This window comes from Synechococcus sp. 8F6, assembly GCF_002252665.1.
In the GTDB taxonomy this organism is placed as follows: Bacteria; Cyanobacteriota; Cyanobacteriia; order PCC-6307; family Cyanobiaceae; genus Cyanobium_A.
The window spans coordinates 182,684-203,012 of sequence record NZ_NQKZ01000002.1 but is presented as its reverse complement, the minus strand read 5'-3'; the positions used below and the strand labels follow the sequence as shown (position 1 = coordinate 203,012).

19 protein-coding genes are annotated in these 20,329 nt (G+C 68.1%); 12 read left to right on the top strand and 7 right to left on the bottom strand.

The window, feature by feature from the left end; translation table 11 throughout:
• Positions 1-19 precede the first annotated feature (19 nt).
• The gene (locus tag CJZ78_RS03045) at positions 20-1,189 is read right to left on the bottom strand and encodes an ABC transporter substrate-binding protein (protein WP_094559410.1); all 1,170 of its coding nucleotides are present in this window, start codon (positions 1,187-1,189) and stop codon (positions 20-22) included.
• Between CJZ78_RS03045 and CJZ78_RS03040 the strand changes: the two genes are divergently transcribed.
• On the top strand, positions 1,188-2,423 hold the full coding sequence (locus CJZ78_RS03040) for a hypothetical protein (RefSeq protein WP_233128435.1): 1,236 nt from the start codon (positions 1,188-1,190) through the stop codon (positions 2,421-2,423). The two genes, CJZ78_RS03045 and CJZ78_RS03040, sit on opposite strands and share 2 nt — an antisense overlap.
• A 3-nt stretch (positions 2,424-2,426) precedes the next feature.
• Here CJZ78_RS03040 and CJZ78_RS03035 read toward each other — a convergent pair whose 3' ends face one another.
• A complete protein-coding gene (locus CJZ78_RS03035; RefSeq protein ID WP_094559409.1) occupies positions 2,427-4,148 on the bottom strand; it encodes an AarF/ABC1/UbiB kinase family protein in 1,722 nt (573 codons plus the stop codon).
• Here CJZ78_RS03035 and CJZ78_RS03030 point away from each other — a divergent pair.
• From CJZ78_RS03030 to CJZ78_RS03020, 3 genes are read left to right on the top strand one after another with little or no spacing between them, the layout of a single operon-like run.
• Complete coding sequence (locus CJZ78_RS03030) at positions 4,147-5,529, top strand: aminotransferase class I/II-fold pyridoxal phosphate-dependent enzyme (protein WP_094559408.1); 1,383 nt, start codon at positions 4,147-4,149, stop codon at positions 5,527-5,529. The two genes, CJZ78_RS03035 and CJZ78_RS03030, sit on opposite strands and share 2 nt — an antisense overlap.
• Positions 5,519-6,175 (top strand): precorrin-6Y C5,15-methyltransferase subunit CbiT, encoded by a 657-nt coding sequence (gene cbiT / locus CJZ78_RS03025; RefSeq protein WP_233128434.1) that lies wholly within the window; start codon positions 5,519-5,521, stop codon positions 6,173-6,175. Before CJZ78_RS03030 ends, cbiT begins: the two co-directional genes overlap by 11 nt.
• Positions 6,176-6,185: 10 nt before the next feature.
• Positions 6,186-7,052 (top strand): phosphatidate cytidylyltransferase, encoded by an 867-nt coding sequence (locus CJZ78_RS03020; protein ID WP_094559406.1) that lies wholly within the window; start codon positions 6,186-6,188, stop codon positions 7,050-7,052.
• A gap of 23 nt (positions 7,053-7,075) precedes the next feature.
• Here CJZ78_RS03020 and CJZ78_RS03015 read toward each other — a convergent pair whose 3' ends face one another.
• The 5 genes from CJZ78_RS03015 to rimI form a co-directional block, all read right to left on the bottom strand.
• Positions 7,076-7,714, bottom strand: a complete 639-nt coding sequence (locus tag CJZ78_RS03015; protein WP_233128433.1) for a DUF2993 domain-containing protein — start codon at positions 7,712-7,714, stop codon at positions 7,076-7,078.
• A complete protein-coding gene (locus tag CJZ78_RS03010) occupies positions 7,711-8,613 on the bottom strand; it encodes an alpha/beta fold hydrolase (RefSeq protein ID WP_198953819.1) in 903 nt (300 codons plus the stop codon). The genes CJZ78_RS03015 and CJZ78_RS03010 overlap by 4 nt, the downstream gene beginning before the upstream one ends.
• Positions 8,610-9,716 (bottom strand): iron-containing alcohol dehydrogenase family protein, encoded by a 1,107-nt coding sequence (locus CJZ78_RS03005; RefSeq protein ID WP_094559405.1) that lies wholly within the window; start codon positions 9,714-9,716, stop codon positions 8,610-8,612. The genes CJZ78_RS03010 and CJZ78_RS03005 overlap by 4 nt, the downstream gene beginning before the upstream one ends.
• Positions 9,717-9,778: 62 nt before the next feature.
• Positions 9,779-12,337 carry an ATP-dependent Clp protease ATP-binding subunit gene (locus CJZ78_RS03000; protein ID WP_094559404.1) on the bottom strand — a complete coding sequence of 853 codons (2,559 nt, stop codon included), beginning with the start codon at positions 12,335-12,337 and terminating at the stop codon, positions 9,779-9,781.
• 164 nt (positions 12,338-12,501) lie between these two features.
• Complete coding sequence (rimI, locus tag CJZ78_RS02995) at positions 12,502-12,972, bottom strand: ribosomal protein S18-alanine N-acetyltransferase (RefSeq protein ID WP_094559403.1); 471 nt, start codon at positions 12,970-12,972, stop codon at positions 12,502-12,504.
• Positions 12,973-13,023: 51 nt separating this feature from the next.
• Between rimI and lysA the strand changes: the two genes are divergently transcribed.
• From lysA to CJZ78_RS02955, 8 genes are all read left to right on the top strand, one after another.
• Entirely contained in the window at positions 13,024-14,412 is a 1,389-nt protein-coding gene (gene lysA / locus CJZ78_RS02990) for a diaminopimelate decarboxylase (protein WP_094559402.1), read from the top strand.
• A gap of 20 nt (positions 14,413-14,432) precedes the next feature.
• On the top strand, positions 14,433-15,263 hold the full coding sequence (cdaA, locus tag CJZ78_RS02985) for a diadenylate cyclase CdaA (protein WP_198953818.1): 831 nt from the start codon (positions 14,433-14,435) through the stop codon (positions 15,261-15,263).
• Positions 15,260-16,036: an isoprenyl transferase gene (locus tag CJZ78_RS02980; protein WP_094559401.1), complete on the top strand. Its 777-nt coding sequence runs from the start codon at positions 15,260-15,262 to the stop codon at positions 16,034-16,036. Before cdaA ends, CJZ78_RS02980 begins: the two co-directional genes overlap by 4 nt.
• A 120-nt stretch (positions 16,037-16,156) precedes the next feature.
• On the top strand, positions 16,157-17,041 hold the full coding sequence (gene bioB, locus CJZ78_RS02975; RefSeq protein ID WP_198953830.1) for a biotin synthase BioB: 885 nt from the start codon (positions 16,157-16,159) through the stop codon (positions 17,039-17,041).
• Positions 17,038-18,003 carry a rhodanese-related sulfurtransferase gene (locus CJZ78_RS02970; protein WP_094559399.1) on the top strand — a complete coding sequence of 322 codons (966 nt, stop codon included), beginning with the start codon at positions 17,038-17,040 and terminating at the stop codon, positions 18,001-18,003. The genes bioB and CJZ78_RS02970 overlap by 4 nt, the downstream gene beginning before the upstream one ends.
• The gene (locus CJZ78_RS02965) at positions 17,996-19,024 is read left to right on the top strand and encodes a DUF952 domain-containing protein (protein ID WP_233128446.1); all 1,029 of its coding nucleotides are present in this window, start codon (positions 17,996-17,998) and stop codon (positions 19,022-19,024) included. The genes CJZ78_RS02970 and CJZ78_RS02965 overlap by 8 nt, the downstream gene beginning before the upstream one ends.
• Positions 19,021-19,566 carry a hypothetical protein gene (locus CJZ78_RS02960; protein ID WP_094559397.1) on the top strand — a complete coding sequence of 182 codons (546 nt, stop codon included), beginning with the start codon at positions 19,021-19,023 and terminating at the stop codon, positions 19,564-19,566. Before CJZ78_RS02965 ends, CJZ78_RS02960 begins: the two co-directional genes overlap by 4 nt.
• On the top strand, positions 19,556-20,329 hold the full coding sequence (locus CJZ78_RS02955) for a J domain-containing protein (RefSeq protein WP_143592833.1): 774 nt from the start codon (positions 19,556-19,558) through the stop codon (positions 20,327-20,329). Before CJZ78_RS02960 ends, CJZ78_RS02955 begins: the two co-directional genes overlap by 11 nt.

Genomic DNA, 20,329 nt, shown 5'->3' with positions numbered 1-20,329 from the left:
TGGCCGAGACCCTAGGCCCTCAGGGCTCCCAGCGCTGGGAGCCCAGGAAGGTGAGCTCCACAAAGGTGCTGCCGTTGTGGTCCTGGGGTCCGAGTTGCACCCGGTAGCCGCCGAGATCGACGTCCCGCATCGACTCCAGGGCCGTCACGAAGCGCTGGCGGGTGGGGTTCGCTCCGGCCCGGCGCAGGCCCTCCACCGTCATCTTGGCGGCCAGAAAACCCTCCAGGCTGGTGAAGCCGAACTGCGCCCTGCCCTGCCGGCGGCGCATCAGTTGCTGATACTCCTTCACCACCGGCACCCGCTCGTTCCAGGGGAAGGGCACCACCTGGGCAATGCCGATGCCGCTGGCCTGGTTGCTGGGCAGGGCGGCCTGTAGGGCGCTGGTGCCCACAAACGACACGTTCATCAGCTGGGCCGTGCTGCCGTGCTGGCGCAGCTCGCGGGTGAAGGCGGCCGAGCTGGGATAGGCGGCCACGATCAGCACCCCATTGGCATTAGCAGCCTGCACGGCGCGGGCCGCTTCGACGGCCTGGCTGGAGTTGCGCTCCACGCTGGCGGTGGCCACCGGTTTGAGGCCATGGCGCTTGAGAGCCTGGTGGGCGGCGCGTTGGCCGTCCTGGCCGAAGGCATCGTTCTGGGCCACCACAGCGATCCGATGCCGGCCGCTGCGCACCAGATAGTTGACCATGCGATCGATCTCCACCTGGTAGCTGGTGCGCAGGTTGAACACCAGCGGCCGGTGGGGCTGGCGCAACAGCTGGGCGCCGGTGAGCGGGGCGATCAGCGGGATTTTGTTGCTCTCCACCAGGGGTAGCACCTCCTTGACGGTCGGGGTCCCCACGTAGCCGAACAGAGCAAACACCCTGTCGCGCTCGATCAGCTGCCGGGTGTTGCCCAGGGTGAGGGAAGGCTCGTAGCGGTCGTCGAGGCTGATGAGCCGCAGGCGACGGCCATGCACGCCTCCCCGTCGGTTCACTTCGGTGAAGTAAGCGAGGGCCCCATCGCGGTATTCGCGCCCGAGCATGGCGGAAGGGCCGCTGAGGGCGGCCGACTGGCCCAGCAGCAACTCCACGGCCGCCCGGGCCGGCATCCCCGCTGTGGCCAGCACTGGCAAGCCTGCGGTCAGAACGATGCTCAGACCGATCCTCCCCAGCAGACCTAGCTTCGGCAGACAGCGGCTGAGGGGCATGGTGCTGCGCAAGCAACGCGGGTGGAATCTTCTGGCGATCGTTGCCATTGTTCTAGCGGCCATCCTCGCCATTCTCGGGATTGGGCGGATCGATGTCAGCCCGGTTCAGAACCGCGACTCCCTGCGCCTGTCGTCCTCGTCCCGTGCCCTCACCACCCTGCCCCTGGGTGAGAAACAAACGCTCGGGCTTTGGAGCTCCTTGCGGGGCGATCAGCTGAGCGATGGGGAGGCGCGGGTGGATCGCTCCGAGCTGGAACAGGCCCGCTTCAAGGTGGAGGTTGGGGTGTACTCCACCAGCAATTATGAGCTGGATCTGAGGGTACCGAGCTATTCCGGCAATGGTTACGTGTGGCTGCGCTGGGAGGAGCCCATGCAGCGCTATGTGGAAAGCCACGGTGGCAATATCTCCCGCTTATTTATCCTGTTAAACACCTTGCTTTCGGATAAGGACTCAGCTCTTGATTCCGTGGGCGAAGTGCCCATAAGGCTGGCTGATGGCAGTTATTATCAGCTGTTTAATTACGTGGGCCGCTACTATGTCGATCACGCGAATTTTCGGCGCTATCCTTTTATGACAATCAGCCTGCCGTTGGCAATTGAGGCCAACGATGTGGACGGCGAATTGGGTTATGGCGATTTACGGCTGATTCCGGAAATCCAAAATAGCGGTATGGGGCTCTATTCCAGGATTACTGGCTGGTTAAACGTAGGTTGGTCGATTGCTGAGTACCGGCACCACTACGCCACGAATTTCGGCTTGGGCGGCGATGAGAATGACTACAGTCAGATTCTCTTCGAGATCTCCTACGGCACCTCCTCCTGGGCATCGTTCTGGCGCCTGCTGCTGCCTCTGGCTGTGCTGATGGCGATGGTGTTGCTGGTGTTCAAGGTGCGCCCCGATGAGCAGGATGCTCGGGCCAGCATTCCTGTCACGGTGTTGTTGACGCTGGTGTTCCTGCAGCAGACCTACCGCGCCGAATTGCCAGAGCTGCCCTTCCTCACCTTTCTAGACCAGGTGTATGTGGTGGCCTATGGGGTGACCCTGGCCGCCTTTGTGTTGGTGCTTTGGATCGGGCGTCGTTACGCCGCCATGGAAGCGATGGAGGATTCTGCCGACAAAGCATCCCTGCTGCGTCATCTGCACCGCTTGGATGATGTCTGGCCCTTGCTTGTGGTGCTGGTCGGGGGTGCGGCAATCACCATCTGCTGGATCACCATTCCTTCGGTGGTGTAAGCCTTAGGCCGCCTGGGGGGCTAGACGGGCCAGCATGCCGCCCATCAGTTTTTGGGGCGAGAAGGTGCGCTGCATCAGGCTGAACAGGGCGCGTAGGTCGTCGGTGTGCAGTCGGTCGTTGCGCACCAGGGTGAGCAGCAGGCGTTGCCGCAGGCTGGCGCCTTCTGGGCCGAGCAGCAGCTTCATGCCGGCGCCGGCCACCGGCAACAGGTTGGGGTTGCTGGTGTCGTTTTCCACCACCGCCAGCAGGTTCTCGAGCCGTTCGAGGCGGAGCCGGCCGTCACGGTCGAACAGCACCTCCAGCAGCTTCTCGCGCATGTCGCTGGTATCGCCGGCCAGCAGGCGCCGGGCCACGTAGGGGTAGGCCACATTGATGATTTTGAAGCCTGGATCCAGGCGCAGGGCCAGGCCTTCCTGGCTGACCACGGCCCGGATGATCAGGGCAAAGCGGGCTGGCACCCGGAAGGGATAGGCATACATCAACTCCGAGAAGCGGTCGGTGATCGCCTTGAAGTTGAAGGAGCCGACGTTGTCGCCCAGGGCGCCACCCAGCACTTCCTCCAAGGCCGGGATGATCGGCTCCAGGTCGGCTTTGGGGTTGAGGAAGCCGAGGGTGACGAAGTCCTGGGCCAGGGCCCTGAAATCGCGGTTGATCAGGTGCACCACCGCGCCGGTGAGGGTGAGGCGATCGCTATCGCTGATCGAATCCATCATGCCGAAATCCACGTAGGCGACATGGCCCAGGGCACCGGTTTTGCCGGAGAGGGCAAACAGGTTGCCGGGGTGGGGATCGGCATGGAAATAGCCAAACTCCAGAAGTTGTTGCAGTCCTGCGATCACGCCGGTGCGAATCAGCGCGGCTGGATCGAGGTTGCGGGCCTCAAGGGCCTGGCGCTCCTGCAGCTTGGTGCCGTTGATCCACTGGGTGGTGAGCACGTGCTCGCTGGAGAGCAGCCGCTCCACGCGCGGCACCATCACCTCAGGTTGGCGGGCAAACAGGTCGGCAAACCGCTCGGCGTTGTTGGCCTCGAGCCGGTAATCGATCTCTTCAAACAGGGTGGCGCCGAATTCATCGATGATGTCGCCCAGTCCGAAGCCCAGGTTGAGGGGCAGGAAGGGAGCTGTCAGCACCCCCAGCAAGCGGATGATCACCAGATCGCGCCGCAGAATCGTGGGCAGATTCGGGCGCTGCACCTTGACGGCCACCCAGTGTCCATCGACCAGCTGGGCCTTGTACACCTGCCCAAGGCTGGCGGCGGCCACCGGGTAGTCGGGGAACTGCTCAAACAGTTCGTCGGCCGGTGCCCCCAGCTCCCGCTCGATTGTTGCAAGGGCGGTGGCGTGGGGGAAGGCGGGCAGGTTGTCCTGCAGCTGGGTGAGCTGCTCGAGCCAGTCGCGCCGCACCAGGTCGGGGCGGGTGGAGAGGGCCTGGCCCACCTTGATGAAGCAGGGGCCGAGCTCGGTGAGGGTGGTGAGGATGCGCCGGCCCAGCTGCTCCTGCACCCGTGCGTTGCTGCTGCTGCCCTGCACCACCAGCACCAGAGCCAGGCTGCCCAGTTGCCAGAGCACCACCGTCAGCCGGCTCACCAACACCCAGGGGCGCAGCAGCAGCCAGCGCAGATCCCGGCCCGGCTCGTAGCGCGGCCCGCTGGCGGCTTCGGCGATGGTCACGGGCAGGGCAGCCAGTTGATTGCCAGACTCTAGAAACGCGATCCGCTCCCCCATGGGCCTGCCGCTGCATCTGCCGGCCCATGGCCGCGGGAGGGGGTTGTCGCCGGCCCTGCAACGGTTGCTGCGCCAGCGCCCTGGCAGCTGGGATCTGCCGGAACTGCCGGAGCTTGGCGGCCCTCTGATCGAGAGCGGCGCTGTGGCGGAGGCCCAGCGGCGTTGCGCCCGCCAGCTGGGGGCCGAGGCGGTGTGGTTTGGCGTCAATGGCGCCAGCGGCCTGCTGCAGGCAGCCCTGCTGGCCCTGGCTCCGCCCGGCAGCCGGGTGCTGCTGCCCCGCAACCTGCACCGCTCGCTGCTGCACGGCTGCGTGCTGGGCCAGCTGCGCCCCCTGCTCTACGACCTGCCCTTTGATCCGGCCACGGGCCTGTGGCTGCCCCCCAGCCCGGCCCACCTGGACGCGGTGCTGGATGCGGTCGGGGCGGGGCTGCCGGCGCCGGCAGATCCAGTGGCCGCGCTGGTGTTGGTGTCGCCGAGCTACCAGGGCCAGCGGGCTGATCTGCCGGCCCTGGTGGCCCTTGCCCATCGGCGCGGCCTGCCGGTGCTGGTGGATCAGGCCCATGGCCGCGGCGAGGCGTTGGCTGCTGGGTCTGATCTGGTGGTGCTCTCCGCCCAAAAGGCTGGCGGCGGCCTGGCCCAGAGCGCGGCCCTGCTGCTCCAGGGCCAGCGGGTTGGGCAGGGTGCTGTGGCCCGGGCCCTGTTGTGGCTGCAGACCTCCAGCCCCAGCGCCCTGCTGCTGGCCTCCGCGGAAGCCGCCCTCAACGAGCTCACCAGCCCGGACGGGCTGCGCCGCTGGCAGTGGGCGAGGCGGGTTGGTAAGCGGCTGCAGCGCCGTTGCCAGGCGCTGGGGCTGCCCCTGATCGCCAGCGACGACCCCCTGCGGCTGGTGCTCCACACCGCCGCCCTGGGCATCAACGGCCTCGAGGCCGATGCCTGGTTGCTGGAGCGGGGGGTGATCGCCGAGTTGCCCGAGCCGGGGGCGCTCACCTTCTGCCTGGGGCTGGGGCCGCCGGCGGGGGTGGTGTGGCGGCTGCCCAGTCAGCTGCAGCGGCTGCGGCGGGCCCTGGGGGGCGATCCCCTGCCGCCGTTCAGTCCGCCACCGCTGCCCCTGGTGGCGGAGCCGGAGCTCCCGATCGGAGCAGCCTGGCGTTCTGCCGCCGAGGCTGTGCCCCTGGTGGCCGCCGCCGGGCGGATCGCCGCCGAACCGCTCTGCCCCTACCCCCCCGGCATTCCCCTGCTGGTGCCGGGCGAGCGGATCGATCTGGCCCGGACGGCCTGGCTGCAGCAGCAGGCCCGACTTTGGCCCGGCCAGATCGCTGATACCGTGAGGGTTGTGGCCGGATCGGAGGCCGATGGATTCGCACGCATCGGTGGCTCCTGATCAGCCTTCCCACCAGGCTTCATCCCACCAGGCTCCCTACCAGTGGGATTTCGTTACCCCGGGGCTGCCGGACAGCGCCTTTGAGGAGGCTCCGGGCTTCAGCCCAACGCCGATGGAGCTGCGGGTGATGCTGCTGGCCCATCTACGTCCCCGGCCCGATTCCCTGGTGTGGGACGTGGGTGGAGGCACCGGGGCCCTGGCCCTGGAAATCGCCCGCTTGATGCCCAAGGGCGCCGTGCACACCCTCGAACGGGATCCGGACGCCATCGAGCTGCTGGAGCAGAACCGCCGACGGTTCGGCATCACCAACCTGCACATTCATGCCGGCGCCGCCCCGGCCGATCTGGCCCAACTCCCTGCCCACCCCGACCGGGTGTTGCTGGAGGTGGGGCGCCCCCTGGGGGATGTGCTGCTGGCGGTGTGGGAGGCCTTGGTGCCCCAGGGGCGACTGGTGATCAGCACCGCCAGCCTGGAGGGTCTGGTGGATGCCACCGACACCCTGGGCCAGTTGGCGGCCCGGGATGTGCAGGTGGTGCAGGCCACCGTGCACCGGATGCAGCGGCGCGGCAGCCAGGCCAAGCTGGCGGCGGCGGAGCCCCTGTTTCTGATTGCCGCCGAGCGCTCTGCCCACGTCGAGCCGTCCTGAGCACCGCGTCTTGATCCCTCGCTTCCGCACCCGCACCGCCACCTCCCTGCCCCGGCTGCTCAGCGGCTGGGCGGCGGGTGCCTTTGGCTTCGTGGTGGTGATGCTGGGCGGCTGGTGGTTTACGGCGGCCGTGGGGGTGATCGTGCACCTGGGCCTGCTGGAGTTTTTCCGGATGGCCCAGTTCAAAGGGATCCGGCCCGCCACCAAAACCACCCTGGTGGCGGTGCAGTTGCTGCTGGTCAGCACCCAACTGGCCAGTGGCAGTGGCTGGATGGGTGGTGGCTGGTTTGCCGGCGACGTGGCGGCTGCAGTGCTGCCCGCCTCCGGGGCGGTGATCTGCGGCTGGCTGCTGCTGCAGCCGGTGACCGGCACGATCGCCGACATTGCCGCCTCGATCTTTGGGCTCTTCTATCTCGGCTTTCTGCCCAGCTACTGGATTCGTCTGCGCGAGCTCGAGGGGCCTGGCCTCGCCCTCACCCTGCTGGCCTGCTTCCTGATCGTCGCCACCGACATCGGCTCCTATGTGATCGGCCGCCGCCTCGGGCGCCACCCGTTGTCGCCGATCTCCCCCGGCAAGACGGTGGAGGGGGCCCTGGGCGGGGTGGCCTGTGCGATGGCGGTGGGTGCTTTCGGTGGCACCTTGATCGGCTGGAGCTGGGGCTGGTTAATTGGTGCGGTGCTGGGGGCGGTGGTGGCGCTGTTCGCCTTGGTGGGTGACCTCACCGAGTCGATGATGAAGCGCGATGCCGGTGTGAAGGATTCCGGTGATGCGATCCCCGGCCACGGCGGCATCCTCGATCGGATCGACAGCTACCTGTTCGTGCCGGCTGTGGTGTACTCGCTGGTCACCCTGGTGTTGCCGCTGTTGCAGCGCTGAAGAGCCCCTTCAGCAAGCTGCGCTCACACGCTCACCCGGGCGATGCCCAGCAGCTGCAGCATGCCCCCTTCCAGGCGGGCATCCTCGATGGTGATGCCGGGATCCATGGGTAGCCGGCTGCTGATGTTGCCCGCCCGGGAGCGGATCTCCACGCTGCCCTCCACCGCAGCCACGCTGGTTTCCAGCTCAACCAGGTCGCGGGCTCCCAGGCCTCGGGCGGCGAACACCAGGCTGTCGCGGTGCATGCGCAGCTCCACGAGTGGCGCGATGCCGAGCAGCTCTTCGCTGAGGTTGTCCCCCAGGCTCCGCCAGATCGGAGCGCTGAGGGAGCGGGTCAGGCCGTCGGGGGTGAAGCTCACCTGCCCCTGGATCTGGAAGGCGTGCTCCAGCTGCAGGGGTTGGCCCTTGAGCAGGTTGCCGATGTGCACCTGGATCGGACCACTGCGCAGCTCCACCAGCTCCAGGTGCAGGTCGCGATACACGACTCGGCGCGCCAGCAGTTGCACCCCCGTCAGCCGGCCCCGCAGCAGCTGCAGGGCCGATCCCTGCAGCTGGATGTCGAGGCTGCCAATCGCTTGGCACTGCTGACGGATCCAGAGCTGCAGGCCGCTGGCCAACAGCTGCATCACCGGTCCGTTGCCGCGGGCGTCGGGGCTGCTCATGGGTGGCGGGGGCTGGCCAGCCAGGTGGCGGCCACGGTGGCGGGTTGGTCGAGGTGCGGCAAGTGGCCGCAGGCATCCAGTTCGCGCACCCGCTCCCCGAGCAGAGCCAGGGCGGCGCGTTTCTGGGGCGCCCGCAGGATGCGGTCGTTGGCGCCCCACAGCACCGCGATGGGCTGGTGGGGCAGCGGGGCGCCGCTGCCGGCAAAGCCACCGGAGCGGGCAAAGCGCTGCAGGGCCGGTGCCCAGCCGGGGCTTTGAAGATGCAGGGAGGCGATCTCCAGCTCTGCTGCGCCCACGGAGGCTTCCGGATCGGCGAAGGCGGTGCGACACAGGCCCCGGCGCACGCCTGGTAGGGCTAGGAATCGCACCCCCAGCCCATCGAGCAGGGGTGGCAGGGGCATCGGTCGGCCGGTGAGGCCGGCGGGCGCCAGCAGCAGCAGGCGCTCCACCTGATCCGGTAGGCGCCGGGCCAGCTCCACCGCCACCGAGCCCCCCATCGAGGCGCCGATCAATCCGAGGGGGGCCGGGTTGCGTTGGCCAATGGCCTGCACCAGGGCCTCCAGGTGGCGCAGCACGCCTTTGGGGCTGTAGTCGCCGCCGGCGGGCCGGGGGCTGAAGCCGAAGCCGAACAGGTCCGGGATGAACAGCTGGGCGCCGCCAGCCAGCAGCGGGGCGAGCCGCCGGAATTCGAGAAAGGAGCTGTCGAAGCCGTGCAGCAGCAGCACCGGTGGGCCTTCTCCCAGCACCGCCACGGGCCAGGGCTCTGTGCCGTCCCCGGCATCGAGATCGGGCAGCTGCCACCACTGAACCTGGGCCGCCAACTCCCGGCCCTGGGGATCCAGCAGGCTGCGGGCGGCCTCGCTCACCAGGTCTTGGCCAGACTCACGGACGGGATTCACGCGGGCTGGCGCTCGCTGCTGCAGGTGCTCACCAGGGCGGCCAGCAGATCGTTGGGGCCCACGGCGAAGGGCAGGTGGTGCAGGTCGGAGCCGTCGCGGCAGGCGAAGGCACAGGCGTGCTGCAGCTCATGCAGGCCGGCCTGCCCCAGGCCCAGGTCTTCGAGGGTCACCGGCAAACCTAGTTGGCGAAACAGCGGCAACAGCTGGCGGCGCGCCTGGCCGGCGAGCTGGCTGCCGCCGAGCACCTCTTCGAGCCGTAGCTGCACCAGGACGCCAAAGCCCACCTTCTCGCCATGCAGGTGGCCGTGGCTGGCCTCCAGCTGGGTGAGGCCGTTGTGCACGGCATGGGCCGCCACCGTGCGGCAGCGGGCTCCGCCGATGCCGCCGATCAGCCCGGCGCTGAGGCCGCAGGCCTCCACCACCCGTTCCCAGGCGGCACTGTGGGGATCCCGCAGGGCTTCCTCCGCTTCGAGCAGCAGCTGATCGCGCAGCACCCGGGCCATCTGCACGGCCTGCTGCACCAGGCCATCGCCGCTGGCGCCACTGCTCACGGAGGCCTCGTACCACTTGGCCATGGCGTCGGCGATGCCGCTGGCCAGGGTGCGGGCCGGGGCCTGGCGCACCAGGGTGTGGTCAAAGATCAGCAGGTCGGGGCAACGGGCAAGCGCCACATCCCCCTGGAAGGCCCCTCGGGGTGTGTACACGTTGGCCAGGGCCGTCCAGCCGGCGCAGGTGGCAGCACTGGTGGGCACCGCGCAGCAGGGCAGAGCGTGCCGGTGGGCCAACAGCTTGCCGGCATCGAGCACCTTGCCGCCGCCGATGGCGATCACGGCATCACAACCCTGTTCGTGGCAAACGGCGCCGATCCGGCTGAGGTCCTCCTCGCAGCAGTCGTGCTGAAGCTCGGCGCTTTGGGGTTCCAGCCCTGTTTCCAACAGCTCTGTGAGGAGCTGCTGCCGCAAAGTGGCGGTGGCAGCACTGCGACCCAGCACCAGGGGCCGGCGGCAGAGGCCTTGGATGCGCACGAGCCCCTCGGCCCAGGCCCCCGGGCCCCGCAGTACCTCGGCTGGGGCGATCGCGTGTTGACTCAGGGGGGTACTCATCCCGGTGTGGCTGTCATCCCCAATCGATGGTAGGGGCCGGTGTCCGGCCCCTGATCCTTGCTTCAGACGCCGGCAGCGGCCAGCTCAGGTTCAGCAGGCAGGGCGGCCTGCTTGCGGATTACCACCTGTTTGTCGTCGTTGACATCAACCAACGCGGCATCTCCGTCGCTGATCCGGCCGCTGAGGAACTCCTCGGCTAGGGAGTCTTCCAGCAGGCGCATCACGGCACGGCGCAGTGGACGAGCGCCGTAGGAGGGGTTGTAGCCCTCTTCCACCAGTCGCTCCTTGAAGGCCTCGGTGACCGACAGGGCAATGCCCTTGTCGAGCATGCGGCCAAACACCTCCTTGAGCATGATCTCCGCGATCTCCTTGACCTCGTCGCGGGTGAGCTGACGGAAAACAATGATTTCGTCAAGACGGTTGAGGAATTCTGGGCGGAAGTACTGCTTCAACTCCTCATTCACCAACGAGCGGATGCGGTTGTAATTGGTTTCATCCGCATCGCCGCCGCCGAACTCGAAGCCGAGGCCGCCGCCGCCTTTCTCGATCACCTTCGAACCGATGTTCGAGGTCATGATGATCAAGGTGTTCTTGAAGTCGACCGTACGGCCCTTGGAGTCGGTCAGGCGACCGTCTTCGAGCAGCTGTAGCAGCAGGTTGAACACGTCGGGATGGGCTTTTTCGATTTCGTCGAACAGCACCACGGTGTAGGGACGGCGCCGCACCGCTTCGGTGAGCTGGCCTCCCTCGTTGAAGCCCACGTAGCCCGGAGGCGAACCGATCAGCTTGCTGACCGTGTGGCGCTCCATGAACTCCGACATGTCGAGGCGGATCATGGCCTCTTCGCTGCCGAAGAAGTAGGCCGCCAGCGACTTGGTGAGCTCGGTTTTGCCCACGCCGGTGGGGCCGGAGAAGATGAAGCTGGCGATCGGCCGGTTGGGGTTCTTGAGGCCCACGCGGGCGCGACGGATGGCGCGGGACACGGCCTTCACCGCTTCGTCCTGACCGATCAGGCGCTGGTGGAGGGTTTCCTCCATGTTGAGCAGCTTGGCCGACTCGCTTTCGGTGAGCTTCTGAACCGGCACGCCGGTCCAGGAGGCCACGATGTGGGCGATGTCCTCTTCGGTCACCATCGGCGTGCGTTCGGCGTCGGCAGGCGCATCGGCGATGGCAACGCTGACCGCCCCGCCGGCTTCGGTGTCGCCAGCCTTGGCTTCGGCCGCGGGCTCCTCGTCCTTGCGGAATTGCAGGATCGAGCGGATCTGCTCGCGCAGTTCCACTTCCTTGTCGCGCAGTTCGCCGGCCTTGGTGAAGTCCTGCTCGCGCACGGCCACCTCCTTGTCCTTTTGCACGGCCCGCAGCTGCTTGTCGACTTCCTTGGCCGCCGGCGGCAGCTTGGAGTTCATCAGCCTCACCCGGCTGCCGGCTTCGTCGACCAGGTCAATCGCCTTGTCGGGCAAAAAGCGGTCGGAGATGTAGCGGTCGCCCAGGGTGGCGGCGGCGATCAGGGCCTCGTCGGCAATCTTGAGGCGGTGGTGGGATTCATAGCGCTCCTTGAGGCCGCGCAGGATCTCGATTGTGTCGATGACAGAGGGTTCACCCACCATCACCGGTTGGAAACGGCGCTCCAGGGCAGCATCCCGCTCAATGTGCTTGCGGTATTCGTCCAGCGTGGTGGCGCCGATGCACTGGAGCTCACCGCGGGCCAGGGCCGGTTTGAGGATGTTGGCAGCGTCAATGGCGCCTTCGGCGGCACCGGCGCCAATCAAGGTGTGCACCTCGTCGATCACGAGGATCACGTTTCCGGCGCTGCGGATCTCCTCCATGATTTTCTTGAGGCGCTCCTCAAATTCACCCCGATACTTCGTACCGGCCACCAGCAAGCCGATGTCGAGGGTGAGAACGCGCTTTTCCTCGAGGATATCCGGAATGTCGCCGGAGTTGATCCGTTGGGCCAGGCCCTCGGCGATGGCCGTCTTGCCGACGCCAGGTTCGCCGATCAGTACGGGGTTGTTTTTGGTGCGGCGACCCAGGATCTGAATCACTCGCTCGATCTCGTTTTGTCGGCCGACCACCGGATCGAGCTTGCCGTCGGCGGCTTGCTGGGTGAGGTTGCTGCCGAATTCATCCAGGGTGGGGGTTTTGGTTGAACCCTTACCGCTGCCACCGCCAGCGGCTACCTCAGCGGTCTCGCCCAGCATGCGAATCACCTGGGTGCGCACCTTGGCCAGGTCGACGCCGAGGTTTTCCAGCACCCGGGCCGCCACGCCCTCGCCTTCACGGATCAAGCCGAGCAGCAGATGCTCCGTGCCGATGTAGTTGTGCCCAAGCTGGCGGGCTTCCTCCAGGGACAGCTCCAAAACGCGCTTGGCCCGGGGCGTGAAGGGGATCTCCACCGCCACGAAACCGGAGCCCCGGCCGATGATCTTCTCCACCTCAACGCGGGCATCCTTGAGGTTGACGCCCATCGACTTGAGCACCTTGGCGGCCACGCCCGTGCCCTCGCCGATCAAGCCCAGCAAGATCTGTTCGGTGCCCACAAAGTTGTGCCCCAGGCGACGAGCCTCTTCCTGGGCCAGCATGATCACCTTGATGGCCTTCTCGGTAAACCGCTCGAACATGGGGCTGTGCCTTGTGCAAGTGAAACCAAGCTACCAGGGTTGAAGGGTGAGGTGTGGTTTACGCCCTATCAAAGGCAGATCCACTGCAGCAGCAGGGGCTCGGCCAGTTTTCGGCAACATCTCAATCCAAGCAATTGCTGGTTTTCAGCAATAAGAAAAGCCGGTTATCCACACCCAGGCTGCGCATCATTGATCGGGACTAAGCGCAGCCATTGGATCAGAGCGTCGTCTCCGTTGCGGTAGTAACCGCGACGCAGGCCCGCATCCTGGAAGCCCAGGCCGCGGTAGAGGGCGACGGCGGCGGCGTTGCCGGGTGCTACTTCCAATGTGGCGTGCGCGGCCCCCTGCTGCTGAGCATGGTCCAGCAGGGCCTGCAGCACCTGGCGGCCCAGCCCCTGGCGCCGCCGCTGGGGGGCCACCGCCACAAGGGTGATGTGCAGCTCATCCACCACCAGCCAGCCACTGGCCATGGCCACCAGGGTGTTCCCGTGCCACAGCCCCACCCCGGGGCGCCTGGGCTCGGCCAGCTCGCTCTGCCATTGGCTGCGGCTCCAGAGGCCCTGCAGGCTGGCCTGGTCGAGGGCGAGGCAGTGCTCCAGGTGTGAGGGCGTGAGAGTGCCGCGGCGCAGCGGCATGGGGGCGTTCCGTACATTCATGTTCTGTTCTCCCCCAACGCGGCTCCAGCCATGGTGATCTCCCGTGAGCCCGTCGCGTTGGCCCAACCCTTTGAAGCGGATCGGGATGCGCTGAGTCCCAACCGCAACCTCACGCCGCTCACCACAGCCCTCGACAGCGAAGGTCGGCTGACGGTGGCTGGGTGTGCCCTGAGCGATCTGGCCCGCACCTACGGCACACCGCTTTATGTGCTGGATGAGGCCACCCTGCGGGGCACCTGCAGCGCCTACCGCGAGGCCCTGGCCAAGCACTACCCCGGCGAAGCCCTGGCCCTCTATGCATCGAAGGCCAACAGCTCCCTGGCGATAACCGCCTTGGTGGCTGCCGAGGGCCTGGGGCTGGATGCGGTGTCGGCCGGTGAACTGCTCACGGCTCTCCAGGGCGGCATGCCCGCGCAGCGAATCGTGTTGCACGGCAACAACAAAAGCCGCGAAGAGCTGGCCCTGGCGGCCGAGCGGGGCGTCACCGTGGTGGCCGACAACTGGCGCGATCTGGAGTTGCTGGCGGAGCTGGCGCCTGGATTGGCGGAGCCCGTGCGGCTGATGCTGCGCTTCACGCCGGGCATCGAGTGCCACACCCATGAGTACATCCGCACCGGCCACCTCGACAGCAAGTTTGGCTTCGATCCCGACCAACTGGAGGGGGTGTTGCAGCACCTGACGGGCTGCCCTTGGGCCCGCCTCACGGGCCTGCATGCCCACATTGGCTCCCAGATCTTCGAGCTGCAGCCCCACCGCGACCTGGCCGGTGTGATGGCTGATGCCCTGGCCCTGGCCCGTTCGATGGGCCACCCGGTGGTGGATCTCAATGTGGGCGGCGGACTGGGCATCCGCTATGTCGCCAGCGACGATCCGCCGAGCATTGATGGTTGGGTGAGCACCGTGGCCGGTGCGGTGGTGGCGGCTTGCCAGGAGCGGGGGCTGGCGTTGCCCCGGCTGCTGTGTGAGCCCGGCCGCTCCCTGGTGGCCACCGCCGGCGTCACCGTCTACGCGATCGGCAGTCGCAAGGACATCCCCGGCCTGCGCACCTACCTGTCGGTGGACGGCGGCATGAGCGATAACCCCCGGCCGATCACCTATCAATCGCAGTACACGGCGGTGCTGGCCGATCGCCCCACCGCCGAGGCCAGCGAAACCGTCACCGTGGCGGGCAAGCACTGCGAATCCGGCGATGTGCTGCTCAAGGACGTCGCTCTGCCGCCGGCCACCAGCGGCGACGTGCTGGCGGTGTTTGCCACCGGTGCTTACAACGCCTCGATGAGCTCCAACTACAACCGCATCCCACGGCCCGCCGCGGTGCTGGTGCACGACGGGTTGGCCGACCTGGTGCAGCGCCGGGAGCAGCCGGAGGACTTACTGCGCTACGACGTGCTGCCGGCTCGCCTGCGCTCGGTAGGCTGAGTTGATCGATTGGGTGGGTTGTGACCGGGCCGCAACTGGGTGAGTTGCTTCGGCTGATCGATCCGCGCCTGGTCTTGGATTTGCTGTTTGCCACCGGCTTGGGCGTGTTGGTGCTCGGCCGGGTGACCGAAGCGCGCACCCTGTGGTTGCTGCGCGGCTACCTGCTGCTGGTGGCTCTGGCCTGGGTGGTGCAGCGCTACGCCAACCTGCCGCTCACCAGCAAGCTGGTGGACGCCTTGGTGCTGGCCTGCAGCCTGGCCCTGGCGATCCTGTGGCAGGGGGAGCTGCGCCGGCTGATGGAGCTGCTCGGCACCGGCCGCCTCGGCGTGTTGTTCGGCAGCCGGACCCGCGACCAGCTGGGATCCGGCTCGGTGGCCGTGCTCAGTGAGGCTGCCGGGCGCCTCTCCCAGTCCCGTCGCGGGGCGCTGATCGTGGTGGATCTGGGCAGCGACCTGCGGCCCGAGGACTTCCTCAATCCCGGCATCGGCCTCGACGCCAAGCTCACGGTGGACCTGCTGCTCAACCTGTTTGCGGCCGACACCCCCCTGCACGACGGGGCTGTGCTGGTGAAGGCCAACCGGATTGTCGCCGCCGGTGTGATCCTGCCCCTCTCGCGCCAGGGCATCAACCGCTACGGCACCAGACATCTGGCGGCCCTGGGCCTCACCGAACGCTTCGACCAGTGCCTGGCGATCGTGGTGTCGGAGGAAACCGGCACCCTGTCGCTGGCGAGTCAGGGGCGGCTGGAGCGCCCGATCACCAGCAGCCGTTTGCACGATCTGCTCAGCCAGGCCCTGGCCTTGCCCACAGGGCGTAGCGTGGCAAAGGACACGCCGGATTCACGCGGATGAGTCGCGCCCTGGCGACCACCACTGCGACTGCCCCCCAGGCCATGCCGCCCGGCCTCGATCCGGCGCGGCTGCCCGGCCATGTGGCCGTGATCATGGACGGCAATGGCCGCTGGGCCAAGCAGCGCAACCTGCCGCGGGTGATGGGCCATCGCGAGGGGGTCGAGGCGCTCAAGCGCACCCTGCGGCTATGCAGCGACTGGGGCATCGGGGCCCTCACCGCCTACGCCTTCTCCACTGAAAACTGGAGCCGTCCTGGCGAGGAGGTCAGCTTCTTGATGACCCTGTTTGAGCGGGTGCTGGCCCGCGAGCTGCACGCCCTGGAGCAGGAGCAGGTGCGGATCCGCTTTCTGGGGGATCTCGAGCCGCTGCCCGAGGGCCTGAAACGGCTGATTGCCGATGCCACCGAACGCACCGCGGCCAACACCGGCATCCACTTCAACGTGTGCACCAACTACGGCGGCCGGGCCGAGTTGGTGCGGGCCGCCCAGCGGCTGGCCGAGCGCTGCGCGGCCGGTGCGCTCGATCCCCGCGCCATTGATGAGCAAAGCTTTGCCAGTGAGCTCCACACCGCCGGCGAGCCCGATCCCGACCTGCTGATCCGCACCAGCGGTGAGCACCGCATCAGCAACTTCCTGCTCTGGCAGCTGGCCTACGCCGAAATCCACATCACCGATGTGCTCTGGCCCGATTTCGATGAGGCGGCCCTGAGGGGTGCCCTGCTCGACTACCAGGGCCGCCAGCGCCGTTTCGGCGGGGTCGAGCCCCTGGCCTGACCGGTTCTGGCTCCACGTCTGTCTCCACGCTTCCCTGCCACCCTGTCTCCGTTGCTGCCTGTGATCACGCGTCACGATTGGTCCCGTTCTGAAATCCAGGCGCTGCTGGAGCTGCCCCTGATGGAGTTGCTCTGGCAGGCCCAGCAGGTGCACCGTGCCGCCAACCCCGGCTACCACGTGCAACTGGCCTCCCTGCTCAGCGTCAAGACCGGCGGCTGCGAAGAAGACTGCGCCTACTGCCCCCAGTCGCTGCACAACAGCAGCGACGTGACGGGCCGGCCGGAGCTCGAGGTGGAACCTGTGCTGGCGCGGGCGCGGGCGGCCAAGCAGGCCGGGGCCCATCGCTTCTGCATGGGCTGGGCCTGGCGCGAGATCCGCGACGGGGCGCCGTTTGAGGCGATGCTGGTGATGGTGCGGGGTGTGCGGGAGCTGGGGCTGGAGGCCTGCGTGACCGCGGGGATGCTCAGCGATGCCCAGGCCGAGCGCCTGGCCGAGGCGGGGCTCACCGCCTACAACCACAACCTCGACACCAGCCCCGAGCACTACGACCGGATCATCACCACCCGCACCTACCAGGAGCGGCTCGAAACCCTGCAGCGGGTGCGCAGCGCCGGGATTTCGATGTGCTGCGGCGGCATCATCGGCATGGGCGAAAGCCCCAGCGATCGCGCCGGGCTGCTGGAGGTGCTGGCCAACCTCGATCCCCATCCTGAAAGCGTCCCGATCAATGCCCTGGTGGCGGTGGAGGGCACGCCCTTGGAAGCGCTGCCGCCGGTGGACCCGCTGGAGCTGGTGCGGATGGTGGCTGTCGCCCGCATCCTGATGCCCATCGCGCGGGTGCGGCTCAGCGCTGGCCGCGAGCAGCTCAACCGGGAGGCCCAGATCCTGTGCCTGCTGGCCGGGGCCGATTCGATCTTTTATGGCGACACCTTGCTCACCACGGGCAATCCGGCGGTCGAGGCCGACCGGGAGCTGCTGGCAGCTGCGGGTGTGCAGATGAGATGAGCGTGCTGGTGGCGGCGTTTTACCGCTTTGCTGCCCTGGAGGCGTTGCCGGCCCTGCGCCGCGAGCTGCTGCAGCTGGGCGACGCCGCTGGCGTGCGCGGCACGATCCTGCTGGCTGGCGAGGGGGTGAACGGCACCATCTCGGGCCCCGATGCCGGCGTGCAGGCGGTGCTGCAGCGGCTGCAGCAGGTGGCGGGGCTGGAGCAGCTGCAGGCCAAGTTCAGCCGGGCCGGGGAGCAGGCGTTTCACCGCCTCAAGGTGCGGCTCAAACGCGAGATCGTTTCCCTTGGCCAGCCCGAGGTGCAGCCCTATCTGGCCTCGGCGGTGGGCACCCACGTGCCGCCCGAGCAGTGGGATGGCCTGATCGCCGACCCCGACACCCTGGTGATCGACACCCGCAACGCCTACGAGGTGGCGATCGGCACCTTTGCTGGGGCGATCGATCCGGGCACCGAGAGCTTTCGCGAGTTTCCCCAGTGGGTGGAGCGCGAGCTCAGGCCGCTGGTGGCGGAGCGCCAGCCCAAGGCGATCGCGATGTTCTGCACCGGCGGCATCCGCTGCGAGAAGGCCACGGCCTACCTGCAGCAGCAGGGTTTTGCCGGGGTGCATCATCTGCAGGGCGGCATCCTGCGCTACCTCGAGGAGATCCCCGAGCAGGGCAGCAGCTGGCGCGGTGAGTGTTTCGTGTTTGACCAGCGGGTGGCGGTGAACCACCAGCTCGAGCCCGGCGAGCACAGCCTCTGCCACGCCTGCGGTCTGCCGCTTTCACCGGCCGACCGCCAGCTCCCCAGCTACGTGGCAGGCGTGAGCTGTCGCCACTGCCGCGATCGCTTCAGCGATGCCGATCGGGCGCGCTTCGCGGAGCGCCAACGCCAGATGGAGCGGGCCCGAGGGCGGGGTGAGCGCCATCTCGGTGAACGCCAACTCCGTGAAGGCCAACTCGGTGAGCGCAGCGGTGGCTGACGCGCGGCCGGTTCTCTACAGCTTCCGCCGCTGCCCCTATGCCATCCGGGCGCGGCTTGCCCTGGCGGCGGCGGGGTTTCGGCCGGGGGAGACGTTGGAGCTGCGGGAGGTGAGCCTCAAGGCCAAGCCGCCTGAGCTGTTGGCGGCCTCGGCCAAGGGCACGGTGCCGGTGCTGGTGGGGGCGGCTGCTGGGCCCGAGGAGGAGCCGGTGCTGGAGGAAAGCCTGGCGATCATGGGCTGGGCCCTGGCGCGCTGCGATCCCCACGGCTGGCTGGCGGGTTGGAGTGGGGCGCAGGTGGCGGAGATGGAGGGTCTGATCACCGAAAATGACGGCCCCTTCAAGCACCACCTCGACCGCTTCAAATATCCCGATCGCTATCTGAGCGAGCCGTGGGAGGTGCATCGTCTCGCCGGGCTCGCGATTCTGCGCCGCTGGAACGACCGCCTGGAGGCGGGGGGCTGGCTGCTGGGCGAGCGGCCATCCCTGGCCGACTGGGCTCTACTGCCCTTCGTGCGCCAGTTCCGCCTGGCTGATCCGGCGGGCTTCGATGCGGCGCCGCAGCTGGTGGCCCTCCAGACCTGGCTGGGCCGATGTCTCGGCGGCCCGGAGCTGGCGGCAGCGCTCGCACCCCCCTGGGCGGCGCGGATGCCGTGGCGGTCTCCGCACTGGCTGTATCACCTGGCCTTGCGGCAGGAGTGGCAGGCGGCTCGGGCCGAGGGGATCTACCGCCGTTCCAGCCGCGGCCTGGCGCTCGAGGAGGTGGGTTTCATCCACCTCAGCGCTGCCGATCAGGTGCCAGCCACCGCCGCCCATTTCTATGGCGATTTGCCTGCCGGTGAGGTGCTGCTGCTCAGCATCGATCCCCAGCACCTGGCGTCCGCAGGCCTGGCCGTGCGCCACGAACCGGCGGCGCCTCCTGATGGTTCCCCTGGCGGCACCCCTGGCGCGGAGTTGTTCCCGCACCTGTATGGCCCCCTGCCCCTGGAGGCGGTGCGCCTGGCGGAGCCTTGGCGGCCATGACCAACGCAGCGCCAGTGCCGACCCTCGCCGATCTGGAGGCCGAGGCCAGCCGTCAGGGCCTGCTGCTGCGCCTGCAGGTGCGCCGGCCGGCTGGGGTGGCCTGGACCCTGCGGGTGGGGGTGGCGCGACGCCCGCAGCCGGAGGAGGTTTGCGGCGGGCTGCTGTTGCTCGGCGAGCTCAAGGGCTGGGCCTTGGCCACGGCCGATGGCCTGCGGCTCGACACCATGCGGGTGCAGGGTGAGCAGACCGCTGCGGTGGCTCCGTTGATCTGCGCTGCCACCTTCGCCTGGGCCTTGGAGGCCACCCCCTGCCGCCGCGCCACGATCCTGGCGATCCGAGACAGTGAGAAGCAACATCGCCGCTTGGTGCGCTACTTCCGCCAGCTGGGCTTCACGCCCCTGCGCGAGCTCGGTGCCGGCCCGGCCGATCTGGCCCCGCGGCTGCTCTGGGGCGGCGCCGGCCTGCTGATGCGGGCCGATGCCAGCGAAGTTCTGAGGCGCAGTGCGCGGCGGTTGGGCCTCGGGGGGCTGGATGGGCTTTGATCCCCGTCGCTGGCGTCCAGCTCCCGGCAGCCCTGCCGTCACCAGCAACGTGGACGCCCTCCTGGCTGAGAACGATGCCCTGCGTCGGGAGGTACGGGCGCTGAGGCGCCGACTGGAGCAACTGCAGCTGGAGCAACGGCAACACCCCAAGGAGGAGGACACGCGGGTTGCCTTCGGCCTGAGTCCCGATCTGGTGGAGCGCTGGAGCCAGGCCATGGCCCGCCATCCCCGCTGGCAGGCTCTGCGGATCGGACCACCGGCCGGCTTGCGCGGCGTGATCGAGGAGCTGCGCTGTCGCTGGTGGAATCCGGAGCTCAGCCTGGAGCAGGAGCTCGATCGCCGCTCCCCCGGCCTGGGCACTGAGCTGGCTGAGGCGCTTCGGGGGCCCCACAGTCGGGCCCGTTGGGCTGTGCGGGCGGCCTTTGCCCTCTATGGCCAACGGGCGCCGGAGTGGTTGAGCGAGGCGCCCTTGCAGGTGGTGGAGGAGCTCCTGCGCCGCGAGGAGCGCCTCGGCCAGCGCAGCCGTGGCACCCGCACCGAGAACCACTCCCACACCAACCATCAATCCCACGCCAAACGCGAGGCGGCGTCTGCGGATCCCCGCGCTGACTCCCTGCGGCTGCTGGGATTGGACCCCGGTGCCAGTCAGCTGATGATCAAGCGCGCCTATCGCCGCCTGGCCAAGGCCCACCACCCCGATCTGGGCGGTGACGCCAAGGCGTTTCACCAGCTGGAGGCGGCCTACCGGCTGCTGATGGGCTGA

Excerpts from the sequence above, each read along its gene's own strand:
- rimI (WP_094559403.1), bottom strand. The coding sequence starts at position 12,972 with ATGCCGCTGCGCCGCGGCACTCTCACGCCCTCACACCTGGAGCACTGC.
- CJZ78_RS02955 (WP_143592833.1), top strand. The coding sequence starts at position 19,556 with ATGGGCTTTGATCCCCGTCGCTGGCGTCCAGCTCCCGGCAGCCCTGCC.
- CJZ78_RS03000 (WP_094559404.1), bottom strand. The coding sequence starts at position 12,337 with ATGTTCGAGCGGTTTACCGAGAAGGCCATCAAGGTGATCATGCTGGCC.
- CJZ78_RS02970 (WP_094559399.1), top strand. The coding sequence starts at position 17,038 with ATGAGCGTGCTGGTGGCGGCGTTTTACCGCTTTGCTGCCCTGGAGGCG.
- lysA (WP_094559402.1), top strand. The coding sequence starts at position 13,024 with ATGGTGATCTCCCGTGAGCCCGTCGCGTTGGCCCAACCCTTTGAAGCG.
- CJZ78_RS03040 (WP_233128435.1), top strand. The coding sequence starts at position 1,188 with ATGGTGCTGCGCAAGCAACGCGGGTGGAATCTTCTGGCGATCGTTGCC.
- CJZ78_RS02960 (WP_094559397.1), top strand. The coding sequence starts at position 19,021 with ATGACCAACGCAGCGCCAGTGCCGACCCTCGCCGATCTGGAGGCCGAG.
- CJZ78_RS03030 (WP_094559408.1), top strand. The coding sequence starts at position 4,147 with ATGGGCCTGCCGCTGCATCTGCCGGCCCATGGCCGCGGGAGGGGGTTG.
- CJZ78_RS03045 (WP_094559410.1), bottom strand. The coding sequence starts at position 1,189 with ATGCCCCTCAGCCGCTGTCTGCCGAAGCTAGGTCTGCTGGGGAGGATC.
- CJZ78_RS03015 (WP_233128433.1), bottom strand. The coding sequence starts at position 7,714 with ATGAGCAGCCCCGACGCCCGCGGCAACGGACCGGTGATGCAGCTGTTG.
- CJZ78_RS03005 (WP_094559405.1), bottom strand. The coding sequence starts at position 9,716 with ATGAGTACCCCCCTGAGTCAACACGCGATCGCCCCAGCCGAGGTACTG.
- CJZ78_RS03035 (WP_094559409.1), bottom strand. The coding sequence starts at position 4,148 with ATGGGGGAGCGGATCGCGTTTCTAGAGTCTGGCAATCAACTGGCTGCC.
- CJZ78_RS02980 (WP_094559401.1), top strand. The coding sequence starts at position 15,260 with ATGAGTCGCGCCCTGGCGACCACCACTGCGACTGCCCCCCAGGCCATG.
- bioB (WP_198953830.1), top strand. The coding sequence starts at position 16,157 with ATGGAGTTGCTCTGGCAGGCCCAGCAGGTGCACCGTGCCGCCAACCCC.